Annotated in this window: 22 protein-coding genes; 12 read left to right on the top strand and 10 right to left on the bottom strand. The window is 60.0% G+C overall.

Annotation, left to right across the window (positions count from 1 at the left end; all coding sequences use genetic code 11):
• Nucleotides 1-147 precede the first annotated feature (147 nt).
• Nucleotides 148-1,152 carry a substrate-binding domain-containing protein gene (locus I6G90_RS16245; RefSeq protein WP_042060838.1) on the bottom strand — a complete coding sequence of 335 codons (1,005 nt, stop codon included), beginning with the start codon at nt 1,150-1,152 and terminating at the stop codon, nt 148-150.
• A gap of 434 nt (nt 1,153-1,586) precedes the next feature.
• Between I6G90_RS16245 and I6G90_RS16240 the strand changes: the two genes are divergently transcribed.
• The 9 genes from I6G90_RS16240 (at nt 1,587) to ubiK (ending at nt 9,892) form a co-directional block, all read left to right on the top strand.
• A complete protein-coding gene (locus tag I6G90_RS16240; protein ID WP_058053194.1) occupies nt 1,587-2,708 on the top strand; it encodes a branched-chain amino acid ABC transporter substrate-binding protein in 1,122 nt (373 codons plus the stop codon).
• A gap of 67 nt (nt 2,709-2,775) precedes the next feature.
• Entirely contained in the window at nt 2,776-3,702 is a 927-nt protein-coding gene (gene livH, locus I6G90_RS16235) for a high-affinity branched-chain amino acid ABC transporter permease LivH (protein WP_139409695.1), read from the top strand.
• On the top strand, nt 3,702-4,970 hold the full coding sequence (locus I6G90_RS16230) for a high-affinity branched-chain amino acid ABC transporter permease LivM (RefSeq protein WP_162626975.1): 1,269 nt from the start codon (nt 3,702-3,704) through the stop codon (nt 4,968-4,970). Before livH ends, I6G90_RS16230 begins: the two co-directional genes overlap by 1 nt.
• 100 nt (nt 4,971-5,070) lie before the next feature.
• On the top strand, nt 5,071-5,844 hold the full coding sequence (livG, locus tag I6G90_RS16225) for a high-affinity branched-chain amino acid ABC transporter ATP-binding protein LivG (protein ID WP_197928317.1): 774 nt from the start codon (nt 5,071-5,073) through the stop codon (nt 5,842-5,844).
• Nucleotides 5,845-5,860: 16 nt separating this feature from the next.
• Nucleotides 5,861-6,562 (top strand): ABC transporter ATP-binding protein, encoded by a 702-nt coding sequence (locus I6G90_RS16220; protein ID WP_005339433.1) that lies wholly within the window; start codon nt 5,861-5,863, stop codon nt 6,560-6,562.
• A gap of 122 nt (nt 6,563-6,684) precedes the next feature.
• A complete protein-coding gene (gene glpE / locus I6G90_RS16215) occupies nt 6,685-7,008 on the top strand; it encodes a thiosulfate sulfurtransferase GlpE (RefSeq protein WP_042060826.1) in 324 nt (107 codons plus the stop codon).
• Complete coding sequence (gene glpG / locus I6G90_RS16210) at nt 7,005-7,838, top strand: rhomboid family intramembrane serine protease GlpG (protein WP_042656769.1); 834 nt, start codon at nt 7,005-7,007, stop codon at nt 7,836-7,838. The genes glpE and glpG overlap by 4 nt, the downstream gene beginning before the upstream one ends.
• A 267-nt stretch (nt 7,839-8,105) precedes the next feature.
• A complete protein-coding gene (locus tag I6G90_RS16205; RefSeq protein ID WP_197928315.1) occupies nt 8,106-9,434 on the top strand; it encodes an IS4 family transposase in 1,329 nt (442 codons plus the stop codon).
• Nucleotides 9,435-9,634: 200 nt separating this feature from the next.
• The gene (gene ubiK / locus I6G90_RS16200) at nt 9,635-9,892 is read left to right on the top strand and encodes a ubiquinone biosynthesis accessory factor UbiK (RefSeq protein WP_058053188.1); all 258 of its coding nucleotides are present in this window, start codon (nt 9,635-9,637) and stop codon (nt 9,890-9,892) included.
• Between the two features lie 271 nt (nt 9,893-10,163).
• On the opposite strand, the gene I6G90_RS16195 is transcribed toward ubiK, so the two are convergent.
• The 6 genes from I6G90_RS16195 to trxA all read right to left on the bottom strand — a co-directional run bounded on the left by I6G90_RS16195 (nt 10,164) and on the right by trxA (nt 16,660).
• Nucleotides 10,164-11,198 (bottom strand): GGDEF domain-containing protein, encoded by a 1,035-nt coding sequence (locus tag I6G90_RS16195; protein ID WP_232254367.1) that lies wholly within the window; start codon nt 11,196-11,198, stop codon nt 10,164-10,166.
• 208 nt (nt 11,199-11,406) lie between these two features.
• On the bottom strand, nt 11,407-12,105 hold the full coding sequence (gene fre, locus I6G90_RS16190) for an NAD(P)H-flavin reductase (RefSeq protein WP_058053186.1): 699 nt from the start codon (nt 12,103-12,105) through the stop codon (nt 11,407-11,409).
• Nucleotides 12,106-12,260: 155 nt separating this feature from the next.
• Entirely contained in the window at nt 12,261-13,730 is a 1,470-nt protein-coding gene (gene ubiD / locus I6G90_RS16185) for a 4-hydroxy-3-polyprenylbenzoate decarboxylase (protein WP_042060819.1), read from the bottom strand.
• A 33-nt stretch (nt 13,731-13,763) separates the two neighbouring features.
• Complete coding sequence (locus I6G90_RS16180) at nt 13,764-14,756, bottom strand: hypothetical protein (protein ID WP_182938546.1); 993 nt, start codon at nt 14,754-14,756, stop codon at nt 13,764-13,766.
• 108 nt (nt 14,757-14,864) lie between these two features.
• Nucleotides 14,865-16,130 carry a transcription termination factor Rho gene (gene rho / locus I6G90_RS16175; RefSeq protein ID WP_042656764.1) on the bottom strand — a complete coding sequence of 422 codons (1,266 nt, stop codon included), beginning with the start codon at nt 16,128-16,130 and terminating at the stop codon, nt 14,865-14,867.
• 203 nt (nt 16,131-16,333) lie between these two features.
• Nucleotides 16,334-16,660 (bottom strand): thioredoxin TrxA, encoded by a 327-nt coding sequence (gene trxA / locus I6G90_RS16170; RefSeq protein WP_005339416.1) that lies wholly within the window; start codon nt 16,658-16,660, stop codon nt 16,334-16,336.
• A 113-nt stretch (nt 16,661-16,773) separates the two neighbouring features.
• Between trxA and rhlB the strand changes: the two genes are divergently transcribed.
• The 3 genes from rhlB to I6G90_RS16155 are packed head-to-tail and all read left to right on the top strand — an operon-like array spanning nt 16,774 to nt 19,866.
• A complete protein-coding gene (gene rhlB, locus I6G90_RS16165; RefSeq protein WP_042656763.1) occupies nt 16,774-18,063 on the top strand; it encodes an ATP-dependent RNA helicase RhlB in 1,290 nt (429 codons plus the stop codon).
• A 12-nt stretch (nt 18,064-18,075) separates the two neighbouring features.
• Nucleotides 18,076-19,566, top strand: a complete 1,491-nt coding sequence (gppA, locus tag I6G90_RS16160; RefSeq protein ID WP_042656762.1) for a guanosine-5'-triphosphate,3'-diphosphate diphosphatase — start codon at nt 18,076-18,078, stop codon at nt 19,564-19,566.
• A gap of 30 nt (nt 19,567-19,596) precedes the next feature.
• Nucleotides 19,597-19,866, top strand: a complete 270-nt coding sequence (locus I6G90_RS16155) for a Rho-binding antiterminator (protein ID WP_197928313.1) — start codon at nt 19,597-19,599, stop codon at nt 19,864-19,866.
• Between the two features lie 70 nt (nt 19,867-19,936).
• Here I6G90_RS16155 and I6G90_RS16150 read toward each other — a convergent pair whose 3' ends face one another.
• The 3 genes from I6G90_RS16150 to prlC all read right to left on the bottom strand — a co-directional run bounded on the left by I6G90_RS16150 (nt 19,937) and on the right by prlC (nt 25,547).
• Entirely contained in the window at nt 19,937-20,695 is a 759-nt protein-coding gene (locus I6G90_RS16150) for a class I SAM-dependent methyltransferase (protein WP_408628283.1), read from the bottom strand.
• 54 nt (nt 20,696-20,749) lie between these two features.
• Nucleotides 20,750-23,299, bottom strand: coding sequence for a putative bifunctional diguanylate cyclase/phosphodiesterase (locus I6G90_RS16145; RefSeq protein ID WP_197928311.1), 2,550 nt, complete (start codon nt 23,297-23,299; stop codon nt 20,750-20,752).
• 205 nt (nt 23,300-23,504) lie between these two features.
• On the bottom strand, nt 23,505-25,547 hold the full coding sequence (prlC, locus tag I6G90_RS16140; RefSeq protein ID WP_111809355.1) for an oligopeptidase A: 2,043 nt from the start codon (nt 25,545-25,547) through the stop codon (nt 23,505-23,507).
• Nucleotides 25,548-25,698 lie beyond the last annotated feature (151 nt).

Raw genomic sequence — 25,698 nt, 5'->3', positions numbered from 1 at the left:
ACAAAATGCGAGATGGATCAAACGGATGGAATATTCGCCAACGAGGTTGAAATCGGGTCTACGGGTCACTGATTCAACGCAAACCGCCCATAAACAAAAACCCCCTCGTGACAGAGGGGGTTTGTCGTTTTGGCAACGGGTGCGGGATTAACGCAGCGGTTTGACCGAGCGACGGATAATCAGCTCGGGCTGGACCGTCATCGATTCCACTTCCAGCTCCTTGTTGCGGATCCGGCTGACCAGATGCTTCACCGCCAGCTGGCCCAATTCGGCCTTCGGGTGACGGATGGTGGTCAGCGGCGGGCTGGAGAAGCGCGCCATCTCCACATCGTCGTAGCCGATGACGGAGATATCGTCCGGCACCTTGACTCCGGCTTCCCAGGCAGCGCAAATCGCGCCGATCGCCATGGGATCGTCGAAGGCAAAGACCGCGGTCGGACGAGGCTGCAGGGCCAGGATGCGCTGCATGGCATCGAAGCCGCTCTGGCTCTCGTAATCCCCTTCAAAGATCTGGTCATCTTTGAGGGTCAGACCCTGCTCGCCCAGCGCATCACGTACCCCGTCCAGTCGCTGCTGGGTGGTCGGCTTGGAGAGCTGGCCAGTGATGCAGACGATATCGCGGTGCCCCAGCTCCAGCAGATGGCGTACGGCCATGCGGGCGCCAATGCGGGCGTTGTCGTTGATGACGTTGGCGAAATCGCACTCCGTGCCCCAATCCAGTACCACCTGCGGTACGTTCTTGTGGATGCGCAGCATGTCGCGCAACGGGGTGTCGATATCGGTACCCAATACCAGCAGACCATCCACCCGTTTTTCCATCAGCATTCTTAAGTAATGCTGTTGGCGAGGCGGCTGGTTTTCGGTGTTGCAGAGGATCAGGCTGTAGCCCTGTTCGAAGCAGTACGCTTCAACCCCTTGCACCACTTCTGCGAAGAAGGGGTTTACGCTGGTGGTCACCAGCATGCCAATGGTCTTGGTCGAATTTATTTTAAGACTGCGCGCTACCGAGTTGGGCGCGTAGTTGAGTTCTGCCACCGCCTCAATCACTTTCTGGGTCGCGTCTTCGCTGACCCGCCGAGTGTGGTTGAGCACATGTGAGACGGTGGAGATGGATACGCCTGCGCGCGAGGCGACATCCTTGATAGTGGCCATCTCTGTCTCCTGACTGTCAAAGGCGGAACATTAGCAGATTTCCCGAATAAAGGCTTGGTTTTAACGAGCTCTGCCACGGAATTGTCAATGCTGGCTAATCTAGGCGCTCATTTCTATTTGCGCAAACAGGTTGTGGTCAAAATGGGAGCGCTGTCAGAGTAAAATATCACCAGATTAATCCTCTGGCGTTTGTCAGAATCGCCTGTCGTTACCAAGATGTTAAGTCAACAAATCGATATTAAGCTCTAATCTGCGAAAAATAACAGGTCATTTGTTTCAAAATAAGCCCATTAAACCCCCTCTGGTTAGTATCTTTAACAGCTTGTTATTGCCCCGTGAGGAATGATAGAACCATACCTATAGCCGGATGCACGGGATGTAGATCCGGAATGACACACGGAAATGAAACAATCCACTGATTAAGGGACGAATCAATGCATAAGTTGAGCAAAATAACAGTAAGCGCAGCGGTTTCTTTGGCTCTGTTTGGATCGATCTCCATCGCCCACGCGGCAGACACCATCAAGATCGGTATCGCAGGCCCGGTCACTGGCCCGGTCGCCCAGTACGGGGACATGCAGTTCACCGGCGGCAAGATGGCGGTCGAGCAGATCAACAAGGCAGGCGGCATCAACGGCAAGCAGATCGAAGCGGTCGTTTATGACGATGCCTGCGATCCCAAACAGGCGGTGGCCGTTGCCAACAAGGTGGTGAATGACGGCGTCAAGTTCGTGGTCGGTCACCTCTGCTCCGACAATACCCTGCCCGCCTCCGATATCTATGAAGACGAGGGGATCCTGATGATTACCCCCGCCTCCACCAACCCCAAGATCACCGAGCGCGGTTACCAGCTGACCCTGCGCACCATCGGTCTGGATAGCGATCAGGGCCCGACTGCCGCCAAGTACATCATCGAGCAGGTCAAACCCCAGCGCGTGGCCGTTATCCACGACAAGAAACAGTACGGTGAAGGGATCGCCTCCAGCGTGAAAGCGGCACTCGACAAGGCTGGCGTGAAAGTGGTGGCCTTTGAAGGGATCACCGCCGGTGACAAGGACTTCTCCGCCCTGATCGCCAAGCTGCAGAAAGAGAACGTCGATTTCGTCTACTACGGCGGCTATCACCCTGAGCTGGGTCTGATCCTGCGTCAGGCTGGCGAGAAGGGGCTGAAAGCCAAGTTCATGGGCCCGGAAGGGGTGGGTAACAAGGATATCTCCGCCATCGGCGGCCCGGCGTCTGAAGGCCTGCTGGTGACCCTGCCGAACAAATACGATCTGGTGCCCGCCAACGCCCCGCTGGTGGCGGCGTTCAAGGCCAAGGGTCAGGACTCCTCCGGCCCGTTCGTCTGGACCACCTATGCCGCGGTGCAAACCCTGGCAGCCGGTATCGCCAAAGCGGGTGAAGATGACCCGGCCGCTGTGGCCGCCGCCATCAAGGCCACCCCGGTCGAAACCGTGATGGGCCCCCTGAGCTGGGCACCGAACGGTGACCTGAAAGGCTTCGAATTCGGTGTGTTCCAGTGGCACGCTGACGGTACCTCCAGCCAAGTCAAATAATCTGCCGATTGGGGGGTGAGTACGCTCACCCCCTCCTCTCTTTGCGGGCAAGTACAGGGAACGCAGTATGTCCGAACACCTCCTCTATCTGGTTCAGCAACTGCTGAACGGATTAACCATAGGCAGCACCTATGCGTTGATCGCCATCGGCTACACCATGGTCTATGGCATCATCGGCATGATCAACTTCGCCCACGGCGAGGTTTACATGATCGGCTCCTATGTCGCTTTCATGGTGATGGCGGGGCTCATGATGATGGGCATCGACAGCACCTTTCTACTGCTGGGGGGCGCCTTCCTGGTCAGTATCGTCATCACCGGCACCTATGGCTGGAGCATCGAGCGGGTCGCCTACCGGCCGCTGCGCGGCGGCAACCGGCTGATCCCCCTTATCTCCGCCATCGGCATGTCGATTTTCTTGCAGAACATGATGCGGATGGCCCAGGGCTCGCGCGATATCGCCATGCCCACCCTGATCTCCGGTGGCTGGACGCTGGGGGGTGAGGATGGTTTTCAGGCCAGCCTCTCCTATATGCAGCTGATCATCTTCGTGGTGACCTTTGTCACCATGCTGGCGCTGACCCAGTTCATCAACCGCTCCCGCATGGGCCGCGCCTGCCGCGCCTGTTCGGAAGATATCAAGATGGCCAACCTGCTGGGCATCGACACCCACGTGGTCATCTCCATCACCTTCGTGCTGGGAGCCGCGCTGGCCGCCGTGGCCGGGGTGCTGCTCGGCATGTATTACGGCGTCATCAACCCCTATCTCGGCTTTATGGCCGGTCTGAAGGCCTTCACTGCCGCAGTGCTGGGCGGTATCGGCAGTATTCCGGGCGCCGTACTGGGTGGCCTGCTGCTCGGCGTGGTTGAAGCGCTCACCGCCGGTTATCTCAGCACCGAGTACAAGGATGTGATGGCGTTCGCCCTGCTCATCTTTGTACTGCTGTTCATGCCCACTGGCATCCTGGGTCGTCCGGAAGTGGAGAAAGTGTGATGAGAAATCAATTTATCCACGCCTGTATCGCCAGCCTGGTGCTGCTGGTGCTCTCCTTCTGGCTGCTCGGCTTCAAGCTGGAGACCGACGGCTCCCGCCTGCTGGTAGTGAGCCGCCTCGATGTGTCGCTGGCCTGGCTGCTGGGGGGCGCCACCCTGGTGTTCTGGTTCCAGATGCTGCGCGGCCAGATCGCCCGGCTGTTTCAGGCCTCCATCAGCGGCTTCTCGGTCGGCTTCAACAAACTGGTGCTGCCTAGCCCGGAAGAGGCGCCCAAGCTCTATAACCTCACGGCCGTGCTGGTGTTGCTGTTCGCGGTGAGCTGGCCATTTATGGCCTCTCGCGGCGCCATCGATCTCGCCACCCTCACCCTGATTTACATCATGCTGGGGCTGGGGCTGAACGTGGTGGTCGGCCTCGCCGGTCTGCTCGATCTCGGCTATGTCGGCTTCTACGCGGTCGGCGCCTACAGCTATGCCCTGCTCAACACCTACTTCGGGCTGAGCTTCTGGGAGTGCCTGCCCATCGCCGGGCTGATGGCCGCTACCTTCGGCTTCCTGCTCGGCTTCCCGGTGCTGCGGCTGCGGGGGGACTATCTGGCCATCGTCACCCTGGGCTTTGGCGAGATCATCCGCATCCTGCTCAACAACATGACCACCCTGACCGGCGGCCCGAACGGGATCTCCGGCATCCCCAAACCGACCCTGGCGGGGCTAGAGTTCAACCGCACCGTCAAGGATGGGGGCTTTGATACCTTCCACAACTTCTTCGGCATTACCTACAACGCCAACCACAAGGTGATCTTCCTCTACCTGATGGCGCTGGTGCTGGTAGTGGCGACCCTGTTCGTCATCAACCGCCTGCTGCGGATGCCGCTCGGCCGCGCCTGGGAAGCGCTGCGGGAGGACGAGATCGCCTGCAAATCGCTGGGGCTCAACCCCACCATCATCAAGCTGACCGCCTTCACCATAGGCGCCACCTTCGCGGGCTTTGCCGGCAGCTTCTTTGCCTCGCGGCAGGGCTTTATCAGCCCGGAATCCTTCGTCTTTATCGAGTCGGCCATAGTGCTGGCGATTGTGGTGCTGGGGGGCATGGGCTCCCAGATCGGGGTGGTGCTGGCTGCCATCGTGATGACGGTGCTGCCGGAGCTGGCCCGCGAGTTTAACGAGTACCGCATGTTGATGTTCGGCCTCTTGATGGTGTTCATGATGATCTGGCGGCCACAAGGATTGCTGCCGATGACCCGTCCGCATCTGGAGTTGAAGAAATGAGTACTCATCAGAAGTTCATAGATGTCTCTGATCTGTCGATGCGCTATGTGGCTGAATGGCTGGCAGTGACTTGCTCCACCTTGAATAGGGAGCTGAAAAAATGAGTGCCACTCAGAAGTTATTGGAAGTCTCTGATCTGTCGATGCGCTTCGGGGGCCTGCTGGCCGTCAACGGGGTAAAACTGGATATCGACAAGGGCGAGGTGATCTCCATCATCGGCCCCAACGGCGCGGGCAAGACCACCATCTTCAACTGCCTGACCGGCTTCTACTGCCCAAGCGGCGGCACCATCCGCTACAAGGGTGAGGAGATCCAGGGGCTGCCCGGCCACCTTATCGCCCGCAAGGGGATTGTGCGTACCTTCCAGCACGTGCGGTTGTTCAAGGAGATGACAGCGGTGGAGAACCTGCTGGTCGCCCAGCACCAGCACCTCAACACCAGCTTTATCGCCGGTCTGTTCAAGACCCCGGAGTTTCGCCGAGCGGAGCAGGAGGGATTGGAGCAGGCCGCCTTCTGGCTGGATAAAGTCGGCCTCAAGGATCTCGCCAACCGCGCCGCCGGCAATCTGGCCTACGGTCAGCAGCGCCGCCTCGAGATCGCCCGCTGCATGGCGACCCGTCCCGAGCTGCTGATGCTGGATGAACCGGCCGCCGGCCTCAACCCGAAGGAGACCGACGAGCTGGATGAGCTGATCATGAGCCTGCGGGACGAGTTCGGGGTCTCGGTGCTGCTTATCGAACACGATATGAAGCTGGTGATGGGCATCTCCAACCGCATCTTCGTGGTCAGCCAGGGCACCCCGCTGGCCCACGGCAAGCCGGATGAGATCCGCAACAACCCGGCAGTGATCAAGGCCTATCTGGGCGAATCGTAGGACCCAAGGAGTCACGATGTTAGAACTTCGCAACGTATCGACCCACTACGGCAAAATTCAGGCGCTGCACGATGTCAGCGTCGAGGTGAAAGAGGGGGAAATCGTCACCCTGATCGGTGCCAACGGCGCGGGCAAGACCACCCTGCTGATGACCCTCTGCGGTGAACCCAAGCCCAGCAGCGGCTCCATCTGGTTTGAGGGGGAACAGATCAGCTCCCTCACCACCGCTCGCATCATGCGCAAGGATATCGCCGTGGTGCCGGAGGGGCGCCGTATCTTCGCCCGCCTGACGGTGGAGGAGAACCTGCTGATGGGCGCCTTCTTCGTCGACAAGGCCGAGCAGCACGGCTTGCTGGATCAGGTGTTCACCCTGTTCCCGCGCCTGCATGAGCGGCTGGAGCAGCGGGCGGGCACCATGTCCGGCGGCGAGCAACAGATGCTGGCCATCGGCCGCGCCCTGATGAGCAAACCGCGCCTGCTGCTGCTGGATGAACCCTCGCTGGGGCTGGCCCCCATCGTCATCCAGCAGATCTTCGACACCATAGAGCAGTTGCGCCAGAAGGGGATGACCATCTTTCTGGTGGAGCAGAACGCCAACCAGGCGCTCAAGCTGGCCGACCGTGGCTATGTGCTGGAGAACGGCCATGTGGTGCTGCAAGACACGGGCGCCGCCCTGCTGGCCAACCCGGCAGTGCGGCAGGCCTATCTCGGCGGTTAACCCACTGACCCGCATGCCATATCGACAAGGGAGCCACTGGCTCCCTTATCTTTTGTGGGGTTAGTTTGCGCCACAGCTTGCGGTACACTGGCCCGTAATCAACCTATTCGCAGGACATCCAGATGGACCAGTTTGCCCATATCAATGCCCATGATGCCCACCAGAAACTGAGCGCGGGTGAAGCCCGTCTGGTGGATATTCGCGACCCGCAATCCTTTGAAGCGGCCCACGCGGTCGGCGCCTTCCACCTCACCAACGGCACGCTGGTGCGCTTTATGAATGAAGTGGATTTCGATACCCCGGTCATCGTGATGTGCTATCACGGCAACAGTAGTCAGGGAGCCGCCCAATACCTGCTGCAACAGGGTTATGACGAGGTCTACAGCATGGATGGTGGCTTCGAGGCATGGCGCCGGGAGTTTCCCATCGAGGCAGGCGAGGCATGATCCAGCTGCTGGTACTCGACAACGCCCGCATGGCGCAGGCGCTGGTGGACTATCTGGCGACGCTGGGCATCTCCTGCGAGCTGACCCAGTCCGAGCTGGGGGTCACCATCTGGCTGGCGGACGAGCCGCGCCTCGCCCAAGCCCAGCTGGAGGTGAAGCGCTTTCTGGCCGAGCCGGGCCACCCGCGCTACATGGAGGCCTCCTGGCAGTCCGGCCGCGCCGATGCCCGCATCGACTACAGCAAGGGGATGACGGACCCCATCACCGACTTCCTCCATCAGGCGGGGCCGCTGACGCTGGTGGTGATCATCGCCTGTCTCGCCATCTACGGCATCGATGCCATCGGCCTGCCCATCTACGATGAACTGGCGTTCCACCCGACCCTGGCCCAGTTCACCGACTGGCAGGCATGGCGCTATTTCACCCCCGCCCTGATCCACTTCTCGGTGCTCCATCTGGTGTTCAACTTGCTGTGGTGGTGGTATCTGGGGGGCCAGATCGAGCAGCGCCTCGGCAGCGGCAAGCTGCTGATCCTGCTGCTGGTAGGTGCCGCACTGCCCAATATCGCCGAGTTTTTCGCCAGCGGCCCGCTGTTTGGCGGACTCTCCGGCGTGGTCTATGCCCTGCTCGGCTACTGCTGGCTGCGAGCCAAGCTGCAACCGGCCTGCGGCCTCACTCTGCCACCTGCATTGATGGGCTTTATGCTGTTCTGGATGGTGCTCGGCTTCTTCGACATGCTCGGCACCAGCACCGCCAACATCGCCCACCTGACCGGCCTGCTGGTCGGCCTGCTGCAAGGCTGGCTGGATCGCAACCACCAGCCAGCCTGATTTTTCAGCAGATGCAGACACGAGAACGCAGCCCCGAAGGGCGCAATGCTGTTCAGATAAGCACATTTTTGACTGATTATTCATAAATGCGACTTGAGTTGGGGGAGCAAGGCTGTTTCCAGTCGATCTTCTTTCAGCCTTTATCCAGCGTGGCTTGCAATAGAAAGAGGGAGGCATCATGCCTTAATGCCGATCAGTTAAGGATCCATTGACCGATCCTGCTGATGTGTAAAAATCCGAAACCTGTTGATTGGTTTCGGATTTTTTATGCGTATCGTACAGGCTCTCGACTTCCTCCACGCCAGCAATCCCGCTCAGTTTGAGTCACTCTCCGACCTCATTTCCCCCGAGCTCATCACAACTCTGCTCGCCGAAGAGGATGTCGTGACCCTGCGCCGTCGCCGCATGCCCATGGAGCGCCTGGTCTGGGCCATCATCGGCATGGCCATGTTCCGCCATGTCCCCATGACCCAGCTGGTCAATCAGCTCGATATCCTGTTGCCCGGTGACCGTCCCTTTGTTGCCCCCAGCGCCTTCCTGCAAGCCCGCCAAAAGCTCGGGGACAAGAGCATCGAGCGGTTGTTTCACGAGACAGCCTCGCTCTGGCACCAGCAGGCCAATCACCCCGGCTGGGCCGGGCTGCAACTGCTCGCCGTCGATGGCGTGATGTGGCGCACGCCCGATACCCTGGACAATACCGCCGCGTTTGCCAAGCCCGGCACCCAGCATGGCGAGACAGCCTATCCGCAGGTACGCATGCTCTGCCAGATGGAGCTGACCAGTCACCTGCTTGTTCAGGCTGTCATGGAGAGCTGCGCCGTCAACGAGATGGTGCTGGCCGAACAGCTTGTCGCGCGCACGCCGGACCACTCGCTGACCCTGTTCGACAAGGGGTTTTACTCCCTCGGTCTGCTACATGCCTGGCAAACTGCGGGTAGCGAGCGGCACTGGCTGCTGCCGCTCAAAAAGGGCACGCAATACGAGGTGGTACGCAAGCTGGGGCGCCAGGATGTGCTGGTGCGCCTGACGACCAGTCCACAGGCACGCAAGAAGTGGCCACAACTGCCGGATACGGTGGAAGCCCGCTTGCTGACTCGCAACATCAACGGCAAGGAGCGCCAAGTGTTAACCTCGATGGTCGACCCGATGCGCTTCCCGGGGACTGACATCGCTGAACTCTACAGCCATCGCTGGGAAATCGAGTTGGGCTATCGGGAGATGAAGCACAGCCTGCAACAACATCGACTGACCCTGCGTAGCAAGAAGGCGACGGGGATACGGCAAGAGCTGTGGGGCGTGTTGCTGGCGTACAACCTGCTGCGCAGCCAGATGGTGAAGATGGCGGCGAGCCTGAAGGGGTACACGGCGAGTCAGCTGAGTTTTCACATGGCGTCGGTGTATCTCATCCATGAACTGAGCTGCATGCCGTACCTGTCACCGGGTACTATCCCGAAGCGGGTGGCTGAGCTGGAGAAACAGGCGGGGCAGTTTGTATTGCCGGAACGAAGGGAGCGAAGTTACCCCCGCTGCGTGAAGCCAAGGCCCCAGAGGTATAGTGTGAAAAAAGCCAATAAAAACAATACCAGTCAGGCTTAACTGACTGGCATTAGGCATCATGCCTCCCTCATTTTTTAGCCCTGATACTACGTGGACTGGAACTCAAATTCTCTTAAGTGAACAGCATTGCCCCGAAGGGCGGCGTTTGCTTGGCAGCACAAATGGTAAAAAGCCGCCGCGATCTCGGCAAAGTGAGGGAATTGTCGGTAGAATGTCCGCCAACGCTTAAGGAGGACATCATGATCGACCCGAAGAAACTGGAAGAGATCGCCAAGCAGGTGCACAACTCCCTGCCGCCCGGCATTCGCAGCATGGGTGAAGAGGCCGAGAAGAAGATGCGTCAGGTACTGCAAGCCCAGCTGGGCAAGCTGGATCTGGTCAGCCGCGAAGAGTTTGATGTGCAGACCAAGGTGCTGCTGCGTACCCGGGAAAAACTGGCCGCCCTCGAAAGCAAGCTGGCTCAGCTCGAAGAACAGCTCGGCGCCAAAGGCGAATAACAGAAACCCCAGCTCGGCTGCAATGCTGTTCAGATAAGCACATTTTTGACTAATTATTCATAAGTGCGACTTGAGTTGGGGGAGCAAGGCTGTTTCCAGTCGATGTTCCTTCAGCCTTTATCCAGCGTGGCTTGCAATAGAAAGAGGGAGGCATCATGCCTCCCTCATTTTTTAGCCCTGATACTACGTGGACTGGAACTCAAATTCTCTTAAGTGAACAGCATTGCAGCTCGGCTGGGGTTTTTGCTCTGGGCTGACTCTGCCAACGCGATCACATCTGAAGCAGGTACCAGGCTCGCTTGCCGCGCGCCTTGGCCTCGTACATGGCCCTGTCGGCCACCTCCAGCGCCTGCCGGAAGGTCAATGCCTCCCCCTCCCATAACGCGATGCCGATGCTCAGTCCTACCCGTTGCGAGCAGCCGGGTTTGGGCACATAGCCGTGCATCCTGCTGATCAGCGCATCGGCCAGTTGCGCCAGCCTATGGTGCGAGACATCCCGGTGCAGATGCACCACAAACTCGTCGCCGCCGTAACGGCCGCATAGCGCCGAGCCCGGCATGATGAGGCGCAACCAGTCCGCCATCTGCTGCAGCACCTGATCACCGCAGGCATGGCCCAGCTGGTCATTGATCCCCTTGAAATCATCCAGGTCGATAAAGAGCAGCGCCCCCGTCCCTTGCGGTTTCTGCTGGGCGAACGCCTTGCCAAATCCCTGCCGGTTGAGCAACCCGGTGAGGGCGTCGCTGTTGGCGCGATCGGCCAGCCGCTGTTCATAGGCCTTGCGCTGGGTGATATCGATATGGGAGCCCATGATCCGCAGCGCCTTGCCATCACTATCCCGATCGACGACACGGCCCCGATCCCACAGCCAGGTGATCTCGCCAGCCGGGCTAACGGTGCGGTATTCGGCCTCGTAGAAGGGGGTTTTGCCCTCAAGGTGGGCGAAATAGCTGCCTATGGCGTGGGCGCGATCATCGGGATGGAGTTTGGCGCTCCACTGCTCGAAATGGGGAGCCATGTCACCGACCTGAAAGTTCTGCAGATTGAAGACCCGCAGCTCGCCGGTGGGGATGGTGCCCTGCCAGAGGCAGATGCCGGTGCCATCGAGGGCGGCGTTGAGCTTCTCCTGTAGCAGGCCGTTTTCATGCTTCAGCGCGGCGATTTCAGCCTGCAAACGGGCCAGGTCACCACCATGAGAGCACGGGAACAGGGTCGCGCCCCGCTCCGCAGCGCCGCCCACCGCCTTGTCATCCGTTGCCGATATCCTGCCCTGTTCGCCCAACCCGACCTCTCCTTGCGCTATCACTACGGATATCCTTACCCTGCTTGCTGACAATCTTCACAAAGATGCCATTAGCCACGGCTGATTAGTAGCCATTCATATCCAGAATGACGAAAAATCACGAGATAATGCGGCTGCGAATGCGCCATTCGACGCCATTTTTATGGCCGCAGGCGAAAAAACAAAAGCCCCCGGCAAAACCGGGGGCTCCATCATCCAAACGGGGATCCCGTCAGATAAATTCGTAGGCGTCACCGAAGATGCGCTCCGGCTCGGCGCCGAGGATCTTGAACTCCTCCCGCGCGGCACCGGCCATCTCGAAGCGACCGGCGACATAGATGTCGTAGTCGTGGAGGCTGACGAAGTCATCCATGATCGCCTTGTGTACCAGTCCGCTCTTGCCGGTCCAGTCAGCGTCCGGCTCCTGCACTACCGGGATAAAGGTGAGCGGCGCGTAGTCACGCTCCCACTGCTGCATCTGCTCCAGCTCGTAGAGCCAGTGAGCCTGACGCACACCCCAGTAGAAGAACACCGGGCGCTTGCTGCCCGTGTCGATCAGGTACTCCAGAATGGAGCGGGCGTAAGAGAAGCCGGTGCCGCCCGCCATCAGGATCAGCGGACGAGGGGATTCATCGCGCAGGAACGCCTTGCCAGCCGGCAATTCGACCTCGATCTCGCCCTGCTCGCGCATGCGGGCCAGCACCTGACCGGCATAGGCATTTTCGGGAGTGGCACCAATTTGCAGCTCCAGCACGCCCGGGCGGGTCGGCGAGTTGGCGATGGAGAAGGGGCGCTTGTCCGAATCGCTCATCACCACCAGCAGATACTGGCCCGGCTTGAAGCTGATCGCTTGCTGCGGCGCCAGGGCCACATGCCAGATGGTGTCGACATATTCGCGCAGTTCCTCTACGCGGCATTTGATACGTTGCATTCTTGTCCTTGTGGCGGGCTCGCTCGGCCCGCTTCGCTCATTGTTTCACTATGGAGTGACGACCAGCAGCCCTGGCCCCGTCAGTCGAGAATACTCAAATAACTGCGGATCGCATCACTTTTTGCAGCAAATGCAACAAAGCAGCCATGTTTGCCTCAGTCGAGGATCTTCAGCTCATCCCAGATGGCATCGACCTTTTGCTTCACCGCCTCGTCCTGCACGATGGGCTGACCCCACTCCCGATTGGTCTCGCCCGGCCACTTGTTGGTGGCATCCAGCCCCATCTTGGAGCCGAGGCCGGAGACCGGCGAGGCGAAGTCCAGATAATCGATCGGCGTATGCTCGATCAAGGTGGTGTCCCGTGCCGGGTCCATCCGGGTGGTGATGGCCCAGATCACATCCTTCCAGTCGCGGGCGTTGACGTCATCGTCACACACCACCACGAACTTGGTGTACATGAACTGGCGCAGGAAGGACCAGACCCCCAGCATCACCCGCTTGGCGTGGCCCGGGTAGCGCTTCTTGATGGTGACCACCGCCATCCGGTAGGAGCACCCCTCCGGCGGCAGATAGAAGTCCACAATCTCGGGGAACTGCTTCTGCAACAGCGGCACGAACACCTCGTTCAGCGCCAGCCCCAGCACCGCCGGTTCATCGGGCGGACGGCCGGTGTAGGTGCTGTGATAGATGGCATCGCGCCGCTTGGTGATGTGGGTGATGGTAAAGACCGGGAACTCGTCCACCTCGTTGTAGTAACCGGTGTGGTCGCCATAAGGGCCTTCCGGCGCCAGCTCACCCGGCTCCAGATAACCCTCCAGCACGATCTCGGCGCTGGCGGGCACCTCCAGATCGCAACTGATGGCCTTGATCACCTCGGTACGGCTGCCGCGCAGCAGACCGGCAAAGGCATATTCGGAGAGGGTATCCGGCACCGGGGTCACTGCGCCGAGAATGGTCGCCGGATCGGCGCCAAGCGCCACTACCACCGGGAACCGCTCACCGGGATGGGCCTCCTGCCACTCGCGAAAATCGATGGCACCGCCACGGTGATCGAGCCAGCGCATGATCAGCTTGTTTTTGGCGATCTTCTGCTGACGGTAGATACCGAGGTTCTGCCGCTTCTTGTAAGGGCCGCGGGTGATGGTGAGACCCCAGGTGACCAGCGGCGCCACATCGCCGGGCCAGCAGTGCTGGATCGGGATCTGGTCGAGATCAACCGCATCCCCCTCCTGCACCACCTGCTGGCAGGGGGCGGAAGAGAGGCGCTTGGTCGGCATGTTGAGCACCTGCTTGAAGATCGGCAGCTTCTCCATCAGCTCCTTGAATCCCTTGGGCGGCTCGGGCTCCTTCAGATAGGAGAGCCAGACCCCGACCTGACGCAGGGCACCCACATCGGGCTGGCCCATGCCCATGGCAACCCGATCCGGCGTGCCGAACAGGTTGGTCAGCACCGGCATGGTGTAGCCTTTGGGATTTTCGAACAGCAGAGCCGGACCGCCCGCACGCAGGGTGCGATCGCTGATCTCGGTCATCTCCAGATAGGGATCTATCTCGCGGGTGATGCGCTTGAGTTGTCCGTTTTGTTCCAGCTGCGCGATGAAATCACGCAAATCCTTGTATTTCATGCAAGTTCCCAACCGGGTTCAGGAGTTCAGGCATTATAACCCTGGCCGTCCATCGGGTGTACCCGAATCGGGCAGCAGGCTCGGAGCAATGGGGGGCGTGTCACGCTGGCCGAGCCGTCTGGCCAGCGCAGAGAGCAGCTGGGGCTCGTCCACCTCCATCAATAGACCGGCCACCAGTGCGCCGTATTGGCGGTTGGAGAGTTCGGCCAGCAGGTATTTCTGGGCCTGCGGCGGCAAGGGCGAGAGCGCACTGAGCTGGCGCAAGGCCGATGCTTTCAATCCGGGATTGTCACTGGCGGCGATCAGCAGGTCGCTGGCAACATTGCCCTGATGGAAACGGTTGATGGTGAGCAACGCCGTGAGTGCATCCTGATCCACCGGCCGGTGCCACAAGCGGGCATACAGCGCAGGCTCACCGGTACCTTGCAACAGATACAGCAGCAGGCGGTTGTCGGGCAGATAGATATTCTGCGCCGCCAGTTGGCGCGCTTCACGTACCCAGACCGACTGCGGCTGGGTGTCGAGGGCCCGCAACAGGGCTTGCTGCTGCTGGGCAAGCGCGGGATTGCCACGGTAATAGATGCTCTTGAAGCGGAAACTGCCGAGCTCCAGCTGGCGGCGATAGCTGGCTTGCAGCGCCTGCACCTGCCACTCTCCCAGCAACTGCCGGGCGCGCGCGGCAAAATCGTAGACCGGCTGCTGCACCAGAAAACCGTCTACCTGCTGCTCCACCAGCCACTTCGGGGCCTTGCCAGCCTGAGCCTCGACCCACTGTTGCAACGCGGGGGAGGCCGGTTCGGCCGCCGGAATATCGCGCAGCAGTTGCAGCAGCAGGAACTCCCGCTGCTCGCGGCTGAGGGTCGCCAGCAGAGAGTCGATGGCGGCAAATTGCCCCTGTTGCAGACGGCTCGCCAGATAACGCTGGTGCGTCTGCAGCGTCTCGGCGGTCACCGTAACCGGTGCAGCCTGCGCATAGGCCGGAATTGCGCTCAGCAACCCCAGCAACAACCAGAAAACAGGCTTCATGACGTCTCCATCCTTGTGACATCGGGATCTCATACTACTAGGGCGACCGGAAAACAGATAAACAAAAACCGCGACCAGGGCCGCGGTTTCGTCATTTTGTGACCGGACTTACTTCTGCTGACGCCGCATGGAGTCAAAGAATTCGTCGTTGGTTTTGGTCGCTGCCAGCTTGTCGATCAGGAACTCGATGCTGTCAATCTCACCCATCGGGTGAATGATCTTGCGCAGGATCCACATCTTCTGCAGCTCGTCAGGCGCGGTCAGCAGCTCTTCCTTACGGGTGCCGGAGCGGGTGATGTCGATAGCCGGATAGACGCGCTTCTCGGCAATCTTGCGCGAGAGGTGCAGTTCCATGTTGCCGGTACCCTTGAACTCTTCGTAGATCACCTCGTCCATCTTGGAACCGGTATCGACCAGCGCGGTGGCGATGATGGTCAGGCTGCCACCCTCCTCCACGTTACGCGCGGCGCCGAAGAAGCGCTTGGGACGGTGCAGGGCGTTGGCGTCCACACCACCGGTCAGGACCTTGCCGGATGACGGGATGACGGTGTTGTAGGCACGGGCCAGACGGGTGATGGAGTCCAGCAGGATCACCACGTCTTTCTTGTGCTCGACCAGACGCTTGGCCTTCTCGATCACCATTTCGGCAACCTGAACGTGACGGGAGGCAGGTTCGTCGAAGGTGGAAGCGATCACTTCACCCTTCACCATGCGCTGCATCTCGGTCACTTCTTCCGGACGCTCGTCGATCAGCAGAACGATCAGTTCACAGTCCGGGTGGTTGTAGGCAATGCTCTGGGCGATGTTCTGCAGCAGCATGGTCTTACCGGCCTTGGGCGGCGCCACGATCAGGCCACGCTGGCCTTTACCGATGGGGGAAGCCAGGTCCAGCACACGGGCGGTGATATCTTCGGTAGAGCCATTACCCCGTTCCATACGCAGACGTTCGTTGGCATGCAGGGGGGTAAGGTTTTCAAACAGGATCTTGTTGCGGGAGTTTTCCGGACGGTCGTAGTTGACCTCGTTGACCTTGAGCAGCGCGAAGTAACGTTCGCCCTCTTTCGGTGGCCGGATCTTGCCGGAGATGGTATCGCCGGTACGCAGGTTGAAGCGGCGGATCTGGCTCGGGGAGACGTAAATATCGTCCGGGCCTGCCAGATAGGAGCCGTCTGCACTACGCAGGAAGCCGAAACCATCGGTCAGGATTTCCAGCACACCGTCGCCAAAGATATCTTCGCCACCCTTGGCGTGTGCCTTGAGGATTGCAAAAATAATATCTTTCTTGTGCGCCCGAGCCAGATTTTCCAACCCCATGGATTCGCCAAGCTTGACCAGCTCGGACACAGGAGTGTTCTTTAATTCAGTCAGATTCATAGTGGTGAAAGTCTGTAAGCAAGGATTGAATGAGGAGACAGTCTGCTGGATTGATGCTGATCGGATTTGATTGCCAGGCTGTAGTTAGCAAAGAGTCAGGCAAAAAGGTTAGCAAACGAGCGATAAATTAGCACCAATCGGGGTGAGCGTCTAGGTGATAAAACACAAGGAGCGCATTATTGCAATGCGCTCCTCTTTGATTATTACAGGTTGCCGTCCAGGAACTCTTTCAGCTGAGTCTTGGACAGTGCACCGACCTTGGTCGCTGCCACTTCGCCATTCTTGAACAGCAAGAGGGTCGGGATACCACGAATGCCGTACTTGGGCGGAGTATCAGAGTTATGGTCGATGTTCAGTTTGGCTACGGTCACGCGACCTTCGTACTCTTGGGCAACTTCTTCCAGGATCGGGGCAATCATCTTGCACGGACCACACCACTCGGCCCAGAAGTCGACCAGAACGGCGCCATCGGCTTTGATTACATCTGCCTCGAAGCTGGCATCGCTCAGCTGAACAATCTTGTCACTCATCTCCAACTCCAGTCAGTAATTAAGGCTTTATTGACATATCAACAAAGGCAATAGTTGCCCTATTTGAAATGATCCTGTTTATTATTGCAAGCCTAACCTGATAACCTACCGCCATGAGCAAAACACACTTAACGACCGACAAATTCGCCCAAATGGGCCTCGAACCCGAAGTTCTGGCTGGTCTGGAATCAAAGGGATTTCACTATTGCACGCCCATCCAGGCACTGTCTCTGCCACTGCTGGTAGAAGGTCATGACCTCGCCGGTCAGGCCCAGACCGGAACCGGCAAGACAATTGCCTTCCTGGCCGCGACATTCAACTATCTACTGACTCACCCGCTGACCAAGCCCCGTCTGGTTAACCAACCCAGAGCCATCATCATGGCGCCCACCCGGGAACTGGCAGTACAGATCTATAACGATGCCGACAGCATCGCCGCTTCTACCGGCCTGAAACTCGGCCTCGCCTACGGTGGCGAAGGTTACGACAAGCAGCTGGCCGTGCTGGAGCAAGGCGTCGACATCCTGATCGGCACCACCGGTCGCATCATCGACTACTTCAAGTCCAAGGTGATCGATCTGAGCAACATTCAGGTCGTGGTACTGGACGAAGCGGATCGTATGTTCGATCTCGGCTTCATCAAGGACATCCGCTTCCTGTTCCGCCGCATGCCTGCCCCGACCGAACGTCTGAGCATGCTGTTCTCCGCCACCCTCTCCCTGCGGGTGCAGGAGCTGGCCTACGAACACATGAACCACCCGGAACATGTGCAAGTCGAGCCGGAGCAGATGACCGGTGTGCGGATCAAGGAGGAGCTGTTCTACCCCTCCAACGAAGACAAGATGTTGCTGCTGCTCTCCCTGATGGAAGAGGAGTGGCCGGAAAAAGCCATCGTCTTCGCCAACACCAAGCATGTCTGCGAAGACGTGCATGCCTGGCTGGAGAACGACGGCCACCGCGTCGGTCTGCTGACCGGTGACGTGCCGCAGAAGAAGCGGATGAAGATCCTCGAGGATTTCACCAAGGGTGCGCTCGATATTCTGGTCGCCACCGACGTGGCCGCCCGTGGTCTGCACATCCCTGACGTGACCCACGTCTTCAACTATGACCTGCCCGACGATGCCGAAGACTATGTACACCGTATCGGTCGTACCGGTCGTGCCGGCAAGAGCGGTCACTCCATCAGCCTGGCCTGTGAAGACTATGCCTTCAACCTGCCGGCCATCGAGGAGTACATCCACCACGCCATTCCGGTCAGCAAGTACGACCGCGAAGCGCTGCTGGATGACGTGACCCCGCCGAAACGGGTGTTCCGCAACCGTCAGCCGGTGAACCGCAACATGCGGGATCGTCAGGGCGGCGGCAACAGCAATAACCGTCGTCGTCCGCCACGCAAGAGCTAAGGACAGGCCCAGTTGCACAACTCGCCTCTCTATGCCGCCATCGACCTCGGCTCCAACAGCTTTCATATGCTGGTGGTGCGCGAGGTCGCCGGTGCCCTGCGCACCGTCGCCAAGGTCAAACGCAAAGTGCGCCTCGCCGCCGGGCTCGATCAGGAATTTCGTCTCAACCGCGCCGCCATGGAGCGGGGCTGGGACTGTTTGCGTCTATTCTCCGAGCAGTTGCAGGACATTCCGGCCGACAATATCCGGGTCGTGGGTACCGCCACCCTGCGTCTGGCCACCAACGTCGATGAGTTCCTCAGCGAAGCGGAACGGGTGCTCAACCACAGCATCGAGATCATCTCGGGCGAGGAAGAGGCCAAGACCATCTATGAAGGGGTCTCCTGGACCTCTGCCGGGGAAGGCAACCGGCTGGTGATCGACATCGGCGGTGCCAGTACCGAACTGGTGATCGGCGAACATAGCGAAGCGAAACTGCTCAACAGCCTGCACATGGGCTGCGTCACCTGGCTCAACAATCACTTCGGTGATGGCGAGCTCTCCGAGGCGCGCTTCGAGCAGGCGATTGCCGCCGCCAAGGCAGTGCTGGAGAAGGTGGCGGAAGATTACCGCGCCCTCGGCTGGCGCACCTGTGTCGGCGCCTCCGGCACGGTACAGGCGCTGCAAGAGATCATGTTGGCGCAAGGAAAGAGCGAGCGGGTCACCCTGCCGAAGTTGCAGGAGCTGATGGGTCAGGCCATCGCCTGCGGCAAGCTGGACCGGCTGCAACTGGAAGGGCTGGCGGCCGAGCGACTGACCGTGTTCCCCTCCGGCCTCGCCATCCTGATCGCCATCTTCGAAACCCTGAATATCGAGAGCATGACCCTCGCGGGTGGCGCCCTGCGTGAAGGACTGATCTACGGTCTGCTGGGCAACAATCACGACTGTGATGCCAGGGATCGCACCGCCGACAGCCTGATCAGCCGCTATCAGCTGGATAAAGAGCACGCCGAGCGGGTACGCGATACCGCCGTCGAAGCGTTCAACCAGCTGCAACCGACCTGGCGACTCTCGAAACGCTACGGTCGCCCAATCTTGCGTTATGCCGCGCTGCTGCACGAGATCGGCCTCTGTATCGAGTACAAGAAGGCGCCGCAACACGCCGCCTATATCATCGACAATATCGACATGCCGGGCTTTACCCCTGCGCAAAAGAAGCTGTTGTCGGCCCTGCTGTTCAACCAGCGGGACGAATTCAAGCTGGAACCGCTGGAGAAACAGGGTGCCGTCACCGCTCGTCAGGCGATCAGGCTGGCCCGTATCCTGCGCATCGCGCTGATCCTCTGCATGCGCCGCACCCAGGGCACAGTGCCCAGCTTCACCCTGCAGGCAGAAGAGGAGTCACTGACCCTGACCCTGCCCAAGGGCTGGATGGATGAACACTACCTGCGCGCCAGCGAGCTGCGCTTTGAAGTGGAACGCCAGCAGAAGATGGGCTGGCCGACCCGCGTACAGGAAGCCTGACTCAGCAACCTGGCTGTTTTGGAGCCGATCATGCCGGATTATCAACCCATCAGCTGCGATCTCTACGACTGGCTCGAAATTGCCGCCAGCTGGCAACTGCCGGTGATCCTCACCAGTCGCGAGGGTAACCAGTGGGATGACAAGATCCGCACCATCGAAGCCAGCGAGGGGATCGAGTATCTGCTGCTGCACAGTGGCGAGCGGCTCAGTCTGGCGGAGTTGGCGACCCTGCGCCTGAACTGGCAAGGGGAAGAGAAGCTGATCCGCTTCGCGCCACCAGCCCAGTCTGACAACCAATAAATAGCAAGAGGGCCAACCTGAGCAGGTTGGCCCTCTTCTTTTGTCGCTCGGAAGATATGCCGGGCGCAACTTACCCCGCCAGCGCCGCCATCACGTAGACATCGAAGCGGTTGCTCTTGGTCTCGATAGCCATGCTCGGCTTCTGCTCGTTGAGCCAGCCGGCGTAGTCCGGCCGCTTCACCACCACCCGCTTCTCTGCCATCTGGAGCGCAGCTGGCAGCAAAGCATCGGCATCGAGATCCGGCCCCACCAGCGACTGGAACACCCGCATCTCTTTTTTCACCAGCGCCGACTTCTGCTTGTGCGGGAACATGGGGTCGAGGTAGATCACCTCGGGCCGCTCCGGCAACGCCAGCAAATTGTCCACCGCCGGGCCCTGCAACAGCTGCATCCGCTCGCTGACCCAGGGGCCAATCTCGGGATCTTGCGCCGCCCGCGTCAACCCGTCCTGCAACAGGGCGGCCACCACAGGGCTGCGCTCGATCAAGGTCACCTTGCAACCGAGGGAGGCTAGCACAAAGGCATCGCGCCCCAGCCCGGCAGTGGCATCCACCACGGTCGGAGTGGCACCGGCCTTGAGCCCCACCGCCTTGGCGATGGACTGGCCGCGGCCGCCGCCAAACTTGCGGCGATGGGCCACTGCCCCTTCCACGAAGTCCACATAAACGGCACCCAGCTTGGGTTCATCCAGCTTGCGCAGTTCCAGCCTCTCTTCAGTCAGTACCAGCGCAAACGGAGCCGGAAACTCCACGTCGGCAAGGCGTAAACGCAGGGCATCGAGCTCGCCATCACGGGCGGGGACTTCACTGAAAACCTGAATATGGGGCATAGGGGGCAAACTCATGGCACGTACAGAAGCGGCCATGATAACAGAAGCGGTGGATCAGCTCACGACAGTGAGGTTCATCCCCTGGCGGTTGAGGGCGAGGTAATCGGTGAGGTCGTCATAGGCCAGCGGGCGGCTGAGCAGATAACCCTGGGTGAAGGCACACCCCTTCTGGCAGAGGAAGTTGAGCTGCTCGCGGGTCTCCACCCCTTCAATCACCACCTGCATGCCGAGGTTGTGCACTATGTTGATGATGCCGTCGAGCAGCAGCCGATCCTGCTCGTTGAAGGGGATATGGCGCACGAAAGATCGGTCGATCTTGACCAGATCCACCGGGAAGGTGCGCAGATAGTTGAGGGCCGAGTAGCCGGTACCGAAATCATCGATGGCCAGCTTGCAGCCCGCCTCGCGCAGGGCATCAATCCGCACCCTGTGCTGATCGCTGCTCTCCATCAGCAGAGACTCGGTGATTTCGATGACGATGTCGGCAGGATCGAGCCCGAAGTGCTGGATCACCTTGAGCCACTCGCTCGCCTCGGGGTCGATGGTCTGGAACTCCATGGTGGAGCGATTGATCGACATCTGCAGATCCGGGAAGCCGGACTGCTGCAAGCGTGCCAGATCCCGGCACGACTGCCACAATACCAGCGCCCCCAGCCCCTGAATCAGGCCAGCCTCTTCCGCCAGCGGAATGAATTCGGCAGGGGAGACCTGTCCCCATTGGGGGTGATACCAGCGCACCAGCGCCTCCAGCTTGGCGACCCGTCCGCTGCGGTTGTCCCAGATCGGCTGGTAGGCCATGGTCAGCTGCTCCAGCTTGATCGCTTCGGCCAAATCCTGCTGCATCTGGTGGCGCTGGCGCACCTCTTCCCGCATGGAGGAACAGTAAGAGCCTATCAAGCGCCCCTGCCGCTTTGCCGCAAACAGCGCCTGCTCGGCATTGCGCAGCAGCTCGTCGCTCTCGCTGCCATCGATCGGACAGAGGGTCATGCCAACGGTGGCCGTGACGTAGAGATGCTGATTCGCCAGCATAAACGGGCGGGCGAAGCTGCCGATCACCTGCTTGGCAAACACCTCGGCCTGACGGCGGGTGACGATGCCGGGCACCAGAAAGGCAAATTCGTCGCCGCCGATGCGGGCCACCAGATCTTCGGTGCGTACCCGGCTCACCAGCCGATCCGACACCTCTCGCAGCAGGGCATCGCCAGCATGGTGATCCATGCTGTTGTTGACCGCCTTGAAGTTGTTGAGATCGAGCACCATCAGTGCAAAGCGCTCGCCCCGCTCGCAGAAGCGGGTGAGGCAGCGGCCAAACAGCCAGCGGTTCGGCAGGCTGGTGAGGTTGTCATAGTTGGCCTGGGTCGCGATCTTCTGCTCGGCCTGCTTGGTCTGGGAAAGATCGCTGAAAATGGCGATATATTGCTGAATTTTGCCGGCTTCGCGCAGGGTGCTGATCATCAGCTGCTGGGGATAGAGCTTGCCGTTCTTGCGCTTGTTCCACACCTCGCCACGCCATACCCCCACCCGCTCCAGCGCATGGTACATGTCGGCATAGAAGGTCTGATCGTGCAGCCCGGACTTGAGCATGCTGGGCCGCTGGCCCCGCGCCTCGTCACCGCTGTAGCCGGTGATCTGCTCGAAGGCCGGGTTGACCGAGACGATGCGGCTGTCGGCATCGCACACCAGAATGGCCTCGGAGAGGTTGTCATAGACCCGGTGGGAGAGCTTGAGCTGCTCCGCATGGCGCTTGAGAGGATCGATATTCTCCAGCAGCACCATCAGGTAGTCCGGCTGCTGCTGCTCGTCGCGGATCAGAGTGACGGTTACCCGCCCCCACAAGATCTCGCCCCCCTTGCAGAAGTAGCGCTTCTCCTGAGTGAAGCTGCTGCGCTCGCCACGGTGGATCTGCTCGTAACATTCGAGACTGCGCTGCCAATCTTCGGGGTGATTGATGTCGGAGATGGAGCGATACAGCAGCTCGTCGAGGGAATAACCCAGCATCTTTTCGATGGCCGGATTGGCCCAGAGAATCCGGCCGGAGAGATCGAGTTTGCCGATCCCCACCGGCGCCTGAAACAGCATGCTCTGCAGCACCTGGGGAGCATCGGGCACAGGTTGTGGCAATTGTCGCTGCAACATCAGCGCCAGTTCGCGCCCGGCCAGCGGCCCCAGCAACCTGAGCAGCCCCATCACCTTGCCCATATTGGCCTGCGGCTGGTGATAGAGCAGGCAGCATACGCCGATGGTCTCGCCATCCGCATCCTTGAGGGCAATCCCGGCGTAGGCCTGGGCTTGCCACGCCTCGGCGAGCGGCATCGCGGGGAACAGCTGCAACAGACGATCGCTGAACCAGGCCTCTCCCTCCTGCCAGGTAATGGCATCAGGGGTGTCAGTCAGGGGCAGCGTCAGGGTATCGGGGTCAAGGGAGGAGGGGTAGGCAGCCTGCACCGTCAGATAGGAAGCATTTGATTCCCTGCTGGCGATCAGGACGACATCAGCCATCACAGCAGCGGCGATTTCACTCACAAAAGTATCGAAATATCCCTGGCCGCTCGAATGAGCCAGACTGGAGATGATTTGATAGACGGAATCGAGTGCTCGCCTCATGGCAAGTGGCTTTCTCTCCTTGAAGGTTAGAACACGACTCTACTGAAGAGCCGTGGGCAGTGCAAATATGCAATCAGCAAGATATTAAAAAGCCTTGAAAAAAGGGATCAAAAGGTCCCTTTTTGTCGTAAAAATCACGGTTTGATCCCACTATGCCGCAAAAAAGTATCTACTTGAAGCTCAGTGCGGTCCGGGGCCCTCAGCCTCAGGCGGCAATCCCGCTGTGTCTGAGCAGGGCATCCACCTTGGGCTCGCGACCACGGAAAGCACGGAACAGCTCCATCGGCTCCTTCGAGCCCCCCTTCTCCAGAATATTCTTCAGGAAAGATTGGCCGGTCGCCGGGTTGAAGATCCCCTCCTCCTCGAAGCGGGAGAAGGCATCGGCAGAGAGCACCTCGGCCCACTTGTAGCTGTAGTAGCCCGCCGCATAACCGCCCGCGAAGATGTGGGAGAAGCTGTGCTGGAAGCGGTTGAACGCCGGTGGCGTCATCACGGCTACCTGACTGCGCACCTCATCCAGCAGCGCCGGAAGCTGTGCCGGATTGGCCGGGTCAAACTCCTGATGGAGACGGAAGTCGAACAGGGCGAACTCCAGCTGACGCAGCATCTGCATCGCCGCCTGGAAGTTGCGAGCCGTCAGCATCTTCTCCAGCAGATCGGCAGGCAACGGCTCACCGGTCTCGTAATGACCGGAGATAAAGGCCAGCGCCTCGGACTCCCAGCACCAGTTCTCGAGGAACTGGCTCGGCAGCTCCACCGCATCCCAGGCCACGCCGTTGATACCGGCGACACCGGCCACGTCGATGCGGGTCAGCATGTGGTGAATGCCGTGGCCGAACTCGTGGAACAGGGTGACCACTTCGTTGTGGGTGAACAGTGCAGGCTTGCCATCCACCGGGCCGTTGAAGTTGCAGGTCAGGTAGGCCACCGGCTTTTGCAGCGAGCCATCCTGACGATAGCGACGACCCAGGCAGACATCCATCCAGGCACCGCCCTGCTTGTGCTCGCGGGCGTAGAGGTCGAGGTAGAAGCTGCCGCGCAGCTCGTCATCGGCATCGAAGATGTCGTAGAAGCGCACGTCAGGGTGCCAGGTGTCGATGCCGAGGCGCTCGCGCACCTTCATGCCAAACACCCGCTTCACCACCTCGAACAACCCCTTCACCACCTTGCTGGCGGGGAAATAGGGGCGCAGCTGCTCGTCGGAGATGGAGAACTTGTGCTGCTTGAGCTTCTCGGCGTAGTAGGCGAGATCCCAGGCGGCCAGCTCGCTCTGGCCGTGCTGCTCGGCGGCGAAGGCGCGGATCTCCTCCAGCTCGGCTTTGCCTTGCGGCAGGGATTTGGCCGCCAGATCGGTGAGGAAGCTCACCACCTGTTCGGTCTTGTCCGCCATCTTGGTGGCCAGGGAGAGCTCGGCATAGTTGGCAAAGCCCAGCAGCTGGGCCAGTTCGCGGCGCAGGGTGAGCAGCTCGCTCATGATGGCGGAGTTGTCCCACTTGCCCGCATTGGGGCCCTGATCGGAGGCGCGGGTGGTGAAGGCCTCATACATCTCGGCACGCAGCTCGCGGTTGTCCGAGTACATCATCACCGGCAGGTAAGAGGGAATATCCAGAGTGAACAGCCACCCCTCTTTGCCCTTGAGCTCGGCCATCTGACGAGCAGCGGCACGCACGCTGTCGGGCAGACCGGCCAGTTCGGCTTCATCGGCCACCAGCTTGTGCCAGCCCTGGGTTGCATCTAGCACGTTGTTGCTGAAGCGGGAGGCCAGCTCGGAGAGGCGGGCCTGAATTTCGCCGTAACGCTGCTGCGCCTCGGCAGGCAGACCGATACCGGAGAGGCGGAAGTCACGCAGGGTATTCTGGATCTCCTTGCGCTGGGCGCCGCTCAGCAGCGGGAAATCATCGCTCTGGGAGAGGGCCAGATAGGCCTGATAGAGCCCTTCATGCTGACCGACATAGGTCTGGAATTCGGAGAGCAGCGGCAGGCAGGCGTCATGGGCCTCGCGCAGTGCTTCGCTGTTGAGTACGGAGTTGAGGTGGCTGACCGGTGACCAGATCCGTGACAGACGGTCATTTACCTCTTCCAGCGGGGCAATCAGGCTATCCCAGGTATGGGGTTCACGCTGGGCCAGCACATCGCTGATCTTCTGCTTGCAATCAGCAATCGCCTGAATCACGGCAGGCTGTACCTGCTCCGGCTTGATCTGGCTGAAAGGGGGCAGCGAATCCATTGTCAGCAAAGGGTTATTCATCCCGGTTACCTCTTGTTTGGTCTTGAACAGACCGCTTTAGCAGCTCTGTATGGCTTTCTAACATGTGGGCAACCCATGCAATAATCAAGCTGGAATCACACTCCCGCCCCCTTTTTGCCATTCGTCTCACAACCGGCGCTCCGCCTGCCCC

Source organism: Aeromonas allosaccharophila (genome assembly GCF_016026615.1).
GTDB lineage: Bacteria > Pseudomonadota > Gammaproteobacteria > Enterobacterales > Aeromonadaceae > Aeromonas > Aeromonas allosaccharophila.
This window is presented reverse-complemented; position numbering and strand designations above follow the sequence as displayed.